Below are 12114 nucleotides of genomic sequence, written 5' to 3'. Positions count from 1 at the left end.
GACGAAGGAGCGATTCCGCGGCGCCTGACCGGCGGCCCCTCAGGGCCGCGGACACGCGCGCGCCAGCGCGCCAATAAACACAGCGTCAAACCGTCCTGGGACTACCCCCACCCCTGATCAGTCACTTCTCCAACCAGCCAGGTCAGCCCCCATACAAGCCCGCGGCCATTCGTCGAGCCCATGAGCGATCTCACTGGCACGTATCGCCCGCAACCCAGGAGTTTCGTCAGCAGGCAGGATGTAGGTGAACCCGAGACGTTCGTAATACGGACCGTTCCACGGCACCTGGGTGAACGTGGTGAGCGTGATCTCCTCCAGGCCGTTGCTCTTGGACCACGCCACCGCATGGTCGATCAGCCGCTTGCCGATCCGCGCCCCCGCATGGGCCGGGTCGACGGAAACCTGATCGATATGAGGCTGCCCGTCGACCAGCCCGAGAACCAGGTAGCCGATCGGCTGATCGTCGTCGTCCGGCCACACCCACGCCCGCCCCTCGACAACGAAGGCCCGCAACACCTCTCGCGAGGGCGGGTCGTCCTCGGCGATCGCGGTCATGCCCACCTCGGCGAACGGCGCACCGGCCCGCCGCTCGATCTCCTGCAGCGCCGCGATCTCGTCCTCGCGCGCGAGCCGGGCTGGTCCACCGGCCACCGGAGTGGCGATGATCCCGTTGAGCAGCGCGCGCAGGGCCCAGCGCGCACGAATGTCACCGGCGGTGCGCTGTACGGACTCGGCGGCGATATGCCGGTAGATCAGGTCCACGGCCCAGGTCGACGTCGCGGGATCGAGGCCGCCGTCGCGCAGGAGGGCCACCAACTGCTCGATCAGCCCGAGGGCGTGTTCGGTGGTGGGAAATCGGCCGAAGGCGACGAGCGCGAGACCGTCGTGGCGGCCGAGAGCCTCGATCGCGGACTCGACCAGCTGGGTCACCCTGGTACGCCAGTCACCCTCGGTGGGCGCCTTGACCTGGGACAGAACGTGGTCGAGCATGCCGGTCAGCAGGTCGTCGCGATGGGCGAGGTAGACGTACAGCGACGCGGCGCCGGTGTCGAGTTCCTTGGCGACCCGGCGCATGGTGAGCGCGGCCGCGCCCTCGGTGTCGAGGATGCGCAGTCCGGTCTCGATCACGAGTTCGCGGCTCAACGGGACTTTCGCCGGTCGGGCCCGGCGACTGACGGGTGCGGCGTTCATGCGCCGATCCTACGCGGCTGACGAACATCGTTTGGTACGAACGCCGTTCGAAATTTACCTTCGGACCTTATCCCCGGGCGTCGGTCCATCTATGCTGGCGGCGGAGACCAAGGTCGCGGTCTGCCGCACAGCGGGGTCGGCCGAGGCAGCGGTGAAGGCCAGTCCGACAAGGAGGCGTTGATGCACGCGCATTCGTCCACCGTGGCCATCGTGCCGGGGACCGGGATCGTCGCTCGATTCGGCGATGTCGTCGTCTATCTGGCCGGGGAGACACCGTCGACCGATCGGTTACTCGGTGCGGTGGAAACCGTCGCCAACAACACCGCGGCGAGCGCGCCCGGTGCGGCCCTGGCGCAGCGCCTGGCGGGCGTGGTGTTCGGCGGCGCTTCTGCCCCACCGCCTTTCGGCGTGCTCGCCCCGACCGCCGACGGGATGCTGATCCTGTTGCGCGGCGCGGTGATCGCCGAGATCTCCGGTGCGGAGGGCAATCGCCGCCTCGCCGGCGACCGGGCCTTCACCTGGGTCGACGAGATCATCCGCGAACCTGTCCGCCGGATCGCGGTCGGCGCCGAGATGGCCGACCCCACCAGCGCCAATCCCCGCACCGACCTGCGTGCGGGCATCGTCACCGGCAACGGTTTCGTGCTCAACCTGGGCAGGCGCCGCAATCCCCCACCGCGCCGGGTCGAATCCGTCGACGAGCCCGCCCCGACGGAGGCCACCGGCTTCCAAGCCCTGCGCCCACCGACCGCGCGATCCACCGACACCAGCGACGCGCTCCCGGCCACGGCGGGATTCCCGGCGCCGACACCCGACCAACCCGCGACCTCCGGTTTCCAGCCCGACGCCGGCCGACCCGACAGCGAGACGGTGAGCACGGGCAGCCGGCCGACCACCGGCGATGTCGCAGGCACCGGATCGAGCAACTCCGACGGCGTCACCGTGAGCACCGGTCCGCGCAGCTCACCCGCCGCCAACGCGCCCCGCGCCTGGTCCCAAGCACTCGATGCCGCCCAGCGCGCCGAGCCGGTCGCGTTGAGCAAGGGTGCGCCGTCCCACAGTGGTTCGCGGGGCGCCCTGGTCACCGAAGACGGGCTGAGCTACCCACTGGACCGGCCCTACGTCCTCGGCCGCAACCCCTCGGGGGAAGAGTCGGTTCGCGCTTCCGCGGCGACGCCGATACTGATCGAACGCGATCGGCTCGTCTCGCGGGTCCATGCCTTCGTCGCCCCCGACCGTGGCAAGGTGTTCGTCCGCGAGGCCCCCGCGACCTCCGGAACCTTCTTCGCCGCCCCCGACAGCGAACGCTGGTCTCGCGTCGGCACCCTCCCGATCGAGTTGCAACCGGGATGGCGCCTGCGGATCAACGACTTTCTGCTGACCTACTGCGTGTAAATCACCTACTACGAATCACAGACCATCCCGACGCCCGTGCATCCAGCTCCACGGGCGTCGGATCGCGAATCGGCTCAGGCCTCGAGGGCGTCGAGCAGGGCCGCGCGCTGACGAGCACCCAGGCCGCCGATACGGCGATCCTCGGGAATCTCGGCCTGGTCCATCAGCTTGGCGGCCTTGACCGGACCGACGCCCGGCAGTGCCTTGATCACGGCAGCGACCTTGGTCTTCTTCACCAGGTCGTCGCTGTCGGCTTTCTTGAGCAGATCGGCGACGGTGACCTTGCCCTCCTTCACCTTGCCGATCAGTTCCGAGCGCGCCTTGCGCACGGCAGCCGCTTTGGCCAACGCCTCGGTGCGCTGTTCGGCGGTCATCGTAGGCAGTGCCATGTCTCCTCCGCTTCCACTCGTCACTCGAACATCTGATTGACGGACCGAGTAAACAGCACGAAATCGGCAGCACCAGTCCGACACACCGCGAGGATACGCCGATGAGTTTTGCTTGCCGAACCCGTCGTATTCAGTGAAGGCCCTGCAAGACGGACCAAACGGACGAAATGACGGGCGGTTCAGGAGGGCGTAACACCGCGGTGACCAGCAACGACACATCATCAGAAGCACTTTTGCGGGATCAAGGTTCAACGGCGAACCACGGAGGATCGACGAAGCTCCTCGGCCCGGGCGCGACCCGTTCTCGAACGGTCGTCACCGTCTCCCGTTGCGCTACATCGACAGCTACACAGTTGTGCGCCAGACATTTTCAGCGCCTGCGGGTCGAGCAATTCCGGCCCGCGGGTGTTCTCTGCCCGCTCGATGCGCAACAATGACGCGACCCGGCGAACCCTTTTGCTACCTGGAGTTGCGATGCGCGAGGAACACCCGCTCGACCATGAGGTCACCGCTCTACCCGTACGGGTGGAACGGGCCAGGCGTCGCATCGCCTATCAGTCCGACCCGGCACTGACCGACGCGCTGTCCGAAGACGAGTTGCGCGCGGAGCGCGAACTCGCCGAAAAGATCCGCACCTACGAGCGCGATCAGCGCTGGAAGCACATCAAGGCCGCCTCCTCGCATGCCGACCGCTTGCGTGACACCACCGCGGAGCTCGAGCGGGCCGAGATGTCGGACCTGATGCTGGCCCGCAAGGCCATCGCCGCGCAACGTCGCGAGTCCAACCCGCGCGCCCGCCTCGCCTCGCTCTATCAGCACCGCACCTGGTCGCTGCGGGCGCTGGCCGGCGTGGTGATCACGGGGATGCTGTGGTCGGCGGTGAACGTCCAGCACAACATCGCCCCCGGCGGACCCACCGACCCGCTCTACTGGGCCAGCTTCGGCCTGGAGGCGATGATCAGCGTGTGCCTGATCATCATCATGATCGGCACCACGCGAGTGGCCGAGTGGGGCGTGATGGGCAACCGCAACCAGGTGCTGATCGCCGAGCTGTTCCTGCTCACGCTGACCATCGCCCTCAACACCTATCCACACCTGAGCGCACAGCACTGGTACGACGCCGCTGTGCACGCGGTGGCCCCGGTGATGATCGGTGTCGCACTGCTCATCCACAATGCCGCCAGCGCCCGCTACAGCACCGCGATCGTCCGTGCCAGCGCGGAGATCCCGGCCGACGACGCCGACGATCCCCTGGCCGCGCCGAGCCTGGGTAATCCGGCCGTCACCTAGCTTCCACCGGCACACAGCGAAGGGCCCCTCCGGATCAAATCCGAAGGGGCCCTTTGCCGTTGGTTTGTTACGCCGACTTCTCGCGACGCTCCGGACGCTGCGCCTTGCGCGGCACGATCGTCGGGAGGACGTTGTCGATGACGGTGTCGGCGTTCACGACCACCTTGGCGACGTCGTCACGGCCGGGGATGTCGTACATCACCGGCAGCAGGACCTCTTCCATGATGGCGCGCAGGCCGCGAGCACCGGTGCCGCGCAGGATCGCCTGATCGGCGATCGCTTCGAGGGCGTCGGCGGTGAACTCGAGGTCGACGCCGTCCATCTCGAACAGGCGAACGTACTGCTTGACCAGTGCGTTCTTCGGCTCGGAGAGAATAGTGACCAGCGATTCCTTGTCCAGGTTCGTCACCGAGGCGACGATCGGCAGGCGGCCGATGAACTCCGGGATCAGACCGAACTTGATCAGATCCTCGGGCATCACGTCGGCGAAGTGGTCGTCGGTGTCGACCTCGGCCTTGGAGCGCACCTCGGCGCCGAAGCCGATGCCGCGGTGACCGGTGCGGTCGGAGATGATCTTCTCCAGGCCCGCGAACGCGCCCGCCACGATGAACAGCACGTTGGTGGTGTCGATCTGGATGAACTCCTGGTGCGGGTGCTTACGACCGCCCTGCGGCGGCACACTCGCCTGGGTGCCCTCCAGAATCTTCAGCAGCGCCTGCTGCACGCCCTCGCCCGACACATCGCGGGTGATCGACGGGTTCTCGCTCTTGCGCGCGATCTTGTCGACCTCGTCGATGTAGATGATGCCGGTCTCGGCGCGCTTGACGTCGTAGTCGGCGGCCTGGATCAGCTTCAGCAGGATGTTCTCGACATCCTCACCCACATAGCCCGCCTCGGTGAGCGCGGTGGCATCGGCGATGGCGAACGGCACGTTCAGCATCTTGGCCAGGGTCTGCGCGAGGTAGGTCTTGCCGCAACCGGTGGGGCCGAGCATCAGGATGTTCGACTTCATCAGCTCGACGGCCTCACCGCGGCTGTCGCGGCCCTTGTCGCCCGCCTGAATGCGCTTGTAGTGGTTGTAGACCGCGACGGCGAGGGTCCGCTTGGCGGTGTCCTGGCCGATCACGTAGTTCTCGAGGAAATCCCGGATCTCCGAAGGCTTGGGCAACTCGTCGAGCTTCACTTCGCTCGACTCGGCCAGCTCTTCTTCGATGATCTCGTTGCACAGGTCGATGCACTCGTCGCAGATATACACCCCAGGGCCCGCGATGAGCTTCTTGACCTGCTTCTGGCTCTTTCCGCAGAACGAGCACTTCAGCAGATCGCCGCCGTCTCCGATGCGCGCCATCTCGTAGGTCCCTACTTCCTTGTCCGAGTGCGACCGTCGTCCCCCGATTGGGCCGGAAATACGTCTCGGTGCCGTCAATCAGAGCAATGGTCCCTGAGTCGACCGTACCTGGTGTGCGCGAGACAGGTCGACAACTCGCGCATGTTCGATGTGAAGGGTTGTGCGGGTCCTCACCATTGTGAGCCACCGCGGCTGAAAAAGCCGGGCCCGCCGCCCAGATCAGGACAGCGGGCCCGGGCGTGTCACTTCTGTCCGCTGAGCTTCCGGTAATCGAAGACCTGGTCGATGATGCCGTATTCCTTGGCTTCCTCGGCGGTCAGGATCTTGTCACGGTCGGTGTCCTTGCGCACCTGCTCCTCGGGCTTGCCGGTGTGGCGCGAGATGGTGACTTCCATCAGGCGACGCATCCGCTCGATCTCGGCCGCGGCGATCTCGAGGTCGGATACCTGGCCCTGCACACCGCCGGAGGACGGCTGGTGGATCAGGATGCGCGCGTTGGGCAGCGCGGCGCGCTTGCCGGGAGCGCCCGCGGCCAGCAGCACCGCGGCGGCCGAGGCCGCCTGACCCAGGCAGACCGTCACCACGTCGGGGCGCACGTACTGCATGGTGTCGTAGATCGCCATCAGCGCGGTGAACGAACCACCGGGCGAGTTGATGTACATGGTGATGTCGCGGTCGGGGTCCTGGGACTCCAGCACCAGCAGCTGCGCCATGATGTCGTTCGCGGACACGTCGTCGACCTGGTTGCCCAGGAAGATGATGCGCTCTTCGAACAGCTTGTTGTACGGGTCGGAAGTCTTGACGCCGAACGAAGTCTGCTCGGTGAACTGCGGCAGGATGTAGCGCGACTGCGGCAGGCTCGCACCGGAGCCGTGGCCGGCGCGCGGGTCGAAGAGGTTGGCCATCTTTATCTCCAAGCTTGTCTCGAGTGAGGGGGGACGGCGGCGGTTACTTCGCCTGGTTCGCGTGCGTGACCACGTGGTCGATGAAGCCGTATTCCAGGGCTTCCTTCGCCGTGAACCAGCGGTCGCGGTCCGCGTCCTCGGTCACCTGCTCCACCGACTTGCCGGTGTGCAGCGACTGCAGTTCGTTGAGCTCACGCTTGGTGTGGGCGAACTGCTCGGCCATGATCGCGATATCGGCCGCCGAACCACCGATGCCCGCCGACGGCTGGTGCATCATGATCCGGGTGTGCGGCAGCGCGAAACGCTTGCCCTTGGTGCCCGCGGTGAGCAGGAACTGTCCCATCGATGCGGCCAGACCCATCGCGACGGTCTTGATGTCGCACTCGGCGAACTGCATCGTGTCGTAGATGGCCATGCCCGCGGTGACCGAGCCACCGGGCGAGTTGATGTAGAGCGCGATGTCCTTCGTCGCGTCCTCGGCCGAGAGCAGCAGGATCTGCGCGCAGATCTTGTTCGCGATCTCATCGTCGACCTGGGTGCCCAGGAAGATGATGCGCTCGCGAAGCAGCCGTTCGTATACGGAATCACTGAGGTTGAGTCCAGCGGTAGCGGCTGTCATGACCCCTGCCTGGTTGATCGTCACGGATACCTGCCTTCTCTTCTCACCGATTGCTACGGCCATACGAATACGGTTCGTCGTCACAAACACTAACGAAGGAGGGCGGCGCCGAACTCCCGGCACCGCCCTTCTTCGCTCAGAGCGCAATCTCGCTGCGCTCGATTTCACTCTGCGCGAGGCGCACTGCGGCATTGGTTCACTCGCTGCGCTCCCTCACGTGCGCAATCAAATCACGCCGCCGAAACCTACTCGGCAGCGGCTTCGTCCAGCTCGATTTCAGCGGATTCCGCAGGGTCACCGAACATTTCGGTGGTGTCGACCACATTGCCCTCGGAGTCGGTGACCTTCACCTGACCGACAACTCCGGCCAGCGCCTTGCCGCGTCGCACGTCGGCGAAGACCGCGCCCAGCTGGCCCGCCTGCTGCACCTGCTGGATGAACTGCTCCGGCGACATGCCGTAACGCTGTGCCTGGAACAGGATTCGCTCGGTCAGCTCCTGCTGGCCGACCTGCGTGTTCTCGGCCTCGGCGATGGCGTCGAGCAGCAGCTGGGTCTTCACCGACTTCTCGGCGGCTTCCTGGGTGTCCTTGTCGAACTCCTCGCGGGAGGAGCCCTGCGCCTCGAGCGCCTCGGCCAGCTTGGCCTCGTCGTGGTCGAAACCGTGGACGGCGTCGTGGACCACGGCGTCGACCTCGGCCTTGACGACGGCCTCGGGCAGCGGGACCTCGACGGTCTCGAGCAGGGTGTCGAGCACCTTGTCACGGATGGAACCGGCCTGCTCGACCTTCTTGACGCGCTCGACGCGGCCCTTCAGGTCTTCCTTGAGCTCGTCGATGGTGTCGAACTCGCTGGCCAGCTGGGCGAACTCGTCGTCGGCCTCGGGCAGCTCGCGCTCCTTGACCGACTGCACGGTCACGGTGATCACGGCTTCCTTGCCCGCGTGGTCGCCCGCCACCAGGGTGGAGGTGAACTCGGCGGACTCGCCGGCCTTCAGGCCGATGACGGCCTCGTCGAGGCCCTCGATCAGCTGACCCGAACCGACCTCGTGCGACAGCCCGGTGGTGGCCGCCTCGGGGACGTCCTCACCGTCGACGGTGGCCGACAGGTCGATCGACACGAAGTCGCCATCGGCCACGGCACGCTCGACACCGGTGAGGGTGCCGAAGCGCTGACGCAGCGAGGTGAGCTGCTCCTCGATGTCGTCGTCACCGATGGTGAAGGAATCGACGGTCACCTCGATGCCCGAGTAGTCGGGCAGGGCGATCTCGGGGCGCACGTCGACCTCGGCGGTGAACGCCAGCTCTTCGCCGTCTTCGATCTTGGTGATCTCGATCTCGGGCTGGCCGATGACCTTGACCTCCGAGGTCTGGATGGCCTCGGCGTACTTGTTCGGCAGTGCGTCGTTGACGACCTGCTCGAGCACGGCGCCACGGCCGACACGGGTCTCGATCAGCTTGGCCGGAGCCTTGCCGGGACGGAAGCCGGGGATCTTGACCTGCTGCGCCAGCGCCTTGTAGGCCTTGTCGAAGTCGGGCTTCAGCTCCTCGAAGGGCACCTCGACGTTGATCCGGACCCGGGTCGGGCTCAGCTGCTCGACGGTGCTCTTCACGGACATACTCCTTGGTTCGTAGTTCATGGTGGTGTCCCCACAGGGGGCGACGCGCCATAGTCAGGCACGGCTAAGCCAGGTGCGGCGCACAATGCGCATCCCGACCAGGGTAGTTGACCGCCTGCGCGGTCGCGCAATCGGTGTTTGGTTGAGGGTGCCGCTAGCGGCCGACCTGCACGGCGTCGGTCACGAAGACCAACGTCTCGTTCGGCGGCACACCGTTGCCGCCCTCGCCGTAGCCGAGGTTCGGCGGCACGATCAGCAGCCTGCGCGTGCCCTGCTGCACGCCGATCAGCCCCTCGTCCCAGCCCTGGATGACCTGGCCCGCGCCGAGGGTGAGCCCGAACGGCTTACCACGCTGGAAGGAGCTGTCGAGTACCTGCTTGTCCGACCAGGTGACCAGCTCGTAGTTCATCGTCAGCGGCTGGCCGGCCACCGCGCCCGGCCCGGTGCCCACCACCAGGTCCTTGGTGATCAGAGTCTTGGGCGGGTCACAGCTGTCGGGGATGGTGATCTTGGGCGCCTCGCCGTAACCGCCGCTGACTTTCACGTCGTCGGCGGTGCATTCGCGACCTGTGCTCGCGGAGCTCCCGCCGGCCGCGCTCGAGCTCGGCGCGCTGCTCGAATCCGTGTCGGAGCCGCAGGCCGCTGTCGTGATCGCGGCGGCCGCGACAAGTCCGATTCCGATGATCCTGCCGAGAGAATGCATGGCCCGCAGAGTAATCGACCGCCGTTGCGGCGTCGGGAACCGGCCCGACGGTAGGCTCGGCGGTGCGTTTCTCCACCGGTGTCGCCGGTCCTCGATCGGCGCCCGTGCAGGCCCCCGCGGCGCGGACGGCGCCGTGACCTCATCGAGTTCGAGGAGTCCGCGATGACCGAAACCACCGTGGGCGACACCGCGGCGGACAATGTGGGAGACGGTCAGGGCGAGACCATTGCCCCGAAGCCCTACGTCCTCACCGACGCGCCCGGTCCGCTCTCACGCGAGGAACTCGTCGCCGTCGACGCGTGGTGGCGGGCGTCGAATTATCTCGCGGTCGGCCAGATCTATCTGATGAGCAATCCGCTGCTACGCACCCCGCTGGTCCCCGACGACATCAAGCCGCGCCTGCTCGGCCACTTCGGCACCGTGCCCGGCCTGAATCTGGTGTGGGCCCACGCCAATCGGGTGATCCGGGACCGCGGCCTGAACGCGGTCTATGTCGCGGGCCCCGGTCACGGCGGCCCCGGCCCCAACGCCTGCGCGTGGCTGGAAGACGCCTACGCCCAGCTCGAGCCGGACATCCCTCGCGACGTCGACGGCATGCGCCGATTCTTCCATCGGTTCTCCTTCCCCGGCGGTGTGCCGAGCCACTGCGCGCCGGAGACGCCGGGGTCGTTCCACGAGGGCGGTGAGCTCGGCTACTCGCTGCTGCACGCCTACGGCGCCGCCCTGGACAACCCTGATCTTGTCGTGTTCTGCGTAGTCGGTGACGGCGAAGCCGAGACCGGTCCGCTGGCGGGCAGCTGGCACGCGAACAAATTCCTCAACGCGGGGCGCGATGGCGCGGTGGTGCCGATCCTCGCGCTCAACGAGTACAAGATCGCCAATCCGACGATCCTCGCCCGCGTTCCCGAGGAAGAACTGATCGAGCTGCTCCGTGGCTACGGCTACGAACCGCTGATCGTCTCCGGCAACGACCCCGCACCGGTCCACCAGGCGATGGCCGCCGCGATGAACACCTGCATGGACCGGATCGCGCAGTTCCAGCGGGCGGCCCGCGAGGACGGGGACACGAAACGTCCGCGCTGGCCGATGATCGTGATGCACACGCCGAAGGGCTGGACCTGTCCCCCGGTGGTCGACGGCCAACGGGTGGAGGGCACGTTCCGCGCCCATCAGGTGCCGCTGCCGAACGCGCGCACCGACTCCGAGCACCGGCGGGTGCTGGAGCTGTGGTTGCGGTCGTATCGGCCGGAGGAACTGTTCGGCCGGGACGGGTCGCCGGTATCGGCCCTGCTCCAGCAGGTGCCCGCGAATCCGATGAGCCTGAACCCGGTTGCCAACGGCGGCTTGCTGATTCGCGATCTCGATCTACCCGACTGGCGCGACTACTGCGTGGACGTCGTGTCGCCAGGTGCGGGAGAGCACGAGGCCACCCGGGTCCTCGGCGGCTGGCTGCGCGATGTCACCGCCCGCAATCCGCACAACTTCCTCACCTTCGCCCCCGACGAACTGGTCAGCAATCGGCTGCAGGACATTCTCGAGGTGACCGGACGCGACTGGCAGGAGGAAGTCGGGCGCTGGGACGTGGATCTGTCGACGGTCGGGCGCGCGGTCGAGGTGCTGTCGGAGCACATGTGCGAGGGCCTGCTGGAGGGTTATCTGCTGACCGGCCGCCACGGCGTCTTCACCTGCTACGAGGCGTTCATCCACATCGTCGACGCCATGTTCAATCAGCACGCCAAATGGCTCGATGCCAGCTCGGCGGTGCCGTGGCGGCGCAAGATCCCCAGCCTGAACTACCTGCTCACCTCGCATGTGTGGCGTCAGGACCACAACGGGTTCACCCATCAGGATCCCGGTTTCCTCGACGTAGTGGCGAACAAGAGCCCCGATATCGTGCGCGTGTATCTGCCGCCGGATGCCAATACCCTGCTGTCGACCTACGACCACTGCCTGCGATCGCTGCACTACGCGAACGTGGTCGTGGCGGGCAAACAGCCGGGGCCGGACTGGCTTTCGGCCGAGGAGGCGGGGCTGCACTGCACTCGCGGCCTCGGAATCTGGGAGTGGGCGTGTCACAACGACGACCCCGGCACCACGCCCGATGTCGTGCTCGGGTGCGCGGGCGATGTGCCGACCCTGGAAACTCTGGCCGCGGTGGCGATCCTCCGAGATCGGCTGCCGGACCTGCGGATTCGGTTCGTCAATGTCGTCGACCTGATGCGCATGCTGCCCGCAGACGAGCACCCGCACGGCCTGCCCGACGCCGAGTTCGATGCCCTGTTCACCACCGACCGCCCGGTGATCTTCGCCTTCCACGGCTACCCGTGGCTGGTGCACCGGCTCACCTACAGCCGCACCAACCACGCCAACCTGCACGTGCGCGGTTACAAGGAGAAGGGCACCACCACCACGCCCTTCGACATGGTGATGCTCAACGATCTGGACCGCTTCCATCTGGTGCTCGACGTGATCGACCGTGTTCCGGGGCTGCGCGAGCGGGCGGCGGGTCTGCGCCAGGAGATCGTCGACGCCCGGTTGATCGCGCGCCGCTGGACCCGCGAACAGGGCGCCGATATCCCGGTCGTGGCCGATTGGGTCTGGCCCGACTCGGCGATTCCCACCGCGCGGTAACACGGTTGCGGCGCGGGCCCGCCCTGC

The 12114-nt window shown here is 66.9% G+C and carries 10 protein-coding genes; 3 read left to right on the top strand and 7 right to left on the bottom strand.

Annotation, left to right across the window (positions count from 1 at the left end; genetic code table 11):
- Nucleotides 1–117 precede the first annotated feature (117 nt).
- A complete protein-coding gene (locus tag ACFQ9R_RS30815) occupies nt 118–1191 on the bottom strand; it encodes a GNAT family N-acetyltransferase (RefSeq protein ID WP_378995640.1) in 1074 nt (357 codons plus the stop codon).
- Between the two features lie 180 nt (nt 1192–1371).
- Here ACFQ9R_RS30815 and ACFQ9R_RS30810 point away from each other — a divergent pair, with 180 nt between their 5' ends.
- On the top strand, nt 1372–2586 hold the full coding sequence (locus ACFQ9R_RS30810; RefSeq protein WP_378995638.1) for an FHA domain-containing protein: 1215 nt from the start codon (nt 1372–1374) through the stop codon (nt 2584–2586).
- A 74-nt stretch (nt 2587–2660) separates the two neighbouring features.
- Here ACFQ9R_RS30810 and mihF read toward each other — a convergent pair whose 3' ends face one another.
- Nucleotides 2661–2975, bottom strand: coding sequence for an integration host factor, actinobacterial type (gene mihF / locus ACFQ9R_RS30805; RefSeq protein WP_019045768.1), 315 nt, complete (start codon nt 2973–2975; stop codon nt 2661–2663).
- Between the two features lie 474 nt (nt 2976–3449).
- Between mihF and ACFQ9R_RS30800 the strand changes: the two genes are divergently transcribed.
- Nucleotides 3450–4265, top strand: coding sequence for a hypothetical protein (locus ACFQ9R_RS30800; protein WP_378995636.1), 816 nt, complete (start codon nt 3450–3452; stop codon nt 4263–4265).
- A gap of 67 nt (nt 4266–4332) precedes the next feature.
- Here the strand turns inward: ACFQ9R_RS30800 and clpX are convergent, their stop codons facing one another.
- From clpX to ACFQ9R_RS30775, 5 genes are all read right to left on the bottom strand, one after another.
- Nucleotides 4333–5613 carry an ATP-dependent Clp protease ATP-binding subunit ClpX gene (gene clpX / locus ACFQ9R_RS30795; RefSeq protein ID WP_378629984.1) on the bottom strand — a complete coding sequence of 427 codons (1281 nt, stop codon included), beginning with the start codon at nt 5611–5613 and terminating at the stop codon, nt 4333–4335.
- 242 nt (nt 5614–5855) lie between these two features.
- A complete protein-coding gene (locus ACFQ9R_RS30790; RefSeq protein ID WP_378659420.1) occupies nt 5856–6518 on the bottom strand; it encodes an ATP-dependent Clp protease proteolytic subunit in 663 nt (220 codons plus the stop codon).
- Nucleotides 6519–6561: 43 nt separating this feature from the next.
- Nucleotides 6562–7137, bottom strand: coding sequence for an ATP-dependent Clp protease proteolytic subunit (locus tag ACFQ9R_RS30785; protein WP_067456898.1), 576 nt, complete (start codon nt 7135–7137; stop codon nt 6562–6564).
- Between the two features lie 245 nt (nt 7138–7382).
- A complete protein-coding gene (gene tig / locus ACFQ9R_RS30780; RefSeq protein WP_378995633.1) occupies nt 7383–8747 on the bottom strand; it encodes a trigger factor in 1365 nt (454 codons plus the stop codon).
- 160 nt (nt 8748–8907) lie between these two features.
- A complete protein-coding gene (locus ACFQ9R_RS30775) occupies nt 8908–9456 on the bottom strand; it encodes an FKBP-type peptidyl-prolyl cis-trans isomerase (RefSeq protein ID WP_378995631.1) in 549 nt (182 codons plus the stop codon).
- A 162-nt stretch (nt 9457–9618) separates the two neighbouring features.
- Here ACFQ9R_RS30775 and ACFQ9R_RS30770 point away from each other — a divergent pair, with 162 nt between their 5' ends.
- Nucleotides 9619–12087 (top strand): phosphoketolase, encoded by a 2469-nt coding sequence (locus ACFQ9R_RS30770; protein ID WP_378995629.1) that lies wholly within the window; start codon nt 9619–9621, stop codon nt 12085–12087.
- The last annotated feature ends 27 nt before the right edge of the window (nt 12088–12114 follow it).

This window comes from Nocardia sp. NPDC056541 (assembly GCF_042794235.1).
In the GTDB taxonomy this organism is placed as follows: Bacteria; Actinomycetota; Actinomycetes; order Mycobacteriales; family Mycobacteriaceae; genus Nocardia.
This window is presented reverse-complemented; position numbering and strand designations above follow the sequence as displayed.

Excerpts from the sequence above, each read along its gene's own strand:
- ACFQ9R_RS30770 (WP_378995629.1), top strand. The coding sequence starts at position 9,619 with ATGACCGAAACCACCGTGGGCGACACCGCGGCGGACAATGTGGGAGAC.
- mihF (WP_019045768.1), bottom strand. The coding sequence starts at position 2,975 with ATGGCACTGCCTACGATGACCGCCGAACAGCGCACCGAGGCGTTGGCC.
- ACFQ9R_RS30815 (WP_378995640.1), bottom strand. The coding sequence starts at position 1,191 with ATGAACGCCGCACCCGTCAGTCGCCGGGCCCGACCGGCGAAAGTCCCG.
- ACFQ9R_RS30775 (WP_378995631.1), bottom strand. The coding sequence starts at position 9,456 with ATGCATTCTCTCGGCAGGATCATCGGAATCGGACTTGTCGCGGCCGCC.
- ACFQ9R_RS30785 (WP_067456898.1), bottom strand. The coding sequence starts at position 7,137 with ATGACAGCCGCTACCGCTGGACTCAACCTCAGTGATTCCGTATACGAA.
- ACFQ9R_RS30800 (WP_378995636.1), top strand. The coding sequence starts at position 3,450 with ATGCGCGAGGAACACCCGCTCGACCATGAGGTCACCGCTCTACCCGTA.
- clpX (WP_378629984.1), bottom strand. The coding sequence starts at position 5,613 with ATGGCGCGCATCGGAGACGGCGGCGATCTGCTGAAGTGCTCGTTCTGC.
- ACFQ9R_RS30810 (WP_378995638.1), top strand. The coding sequence starts at position 1,372 with ATGCACGCGCATTCGTCCACCGTGGCCATCGTGCCGGGGACCGGGATC.
- ACFQ9R_RS30790 (WP_378659420.1), bottom strand. The coding sequence starts at position 6,518 with ATGGCCAACCTCTTCGACCCGCGCGCCGGCCACGGCTCCGGTGCGAGC.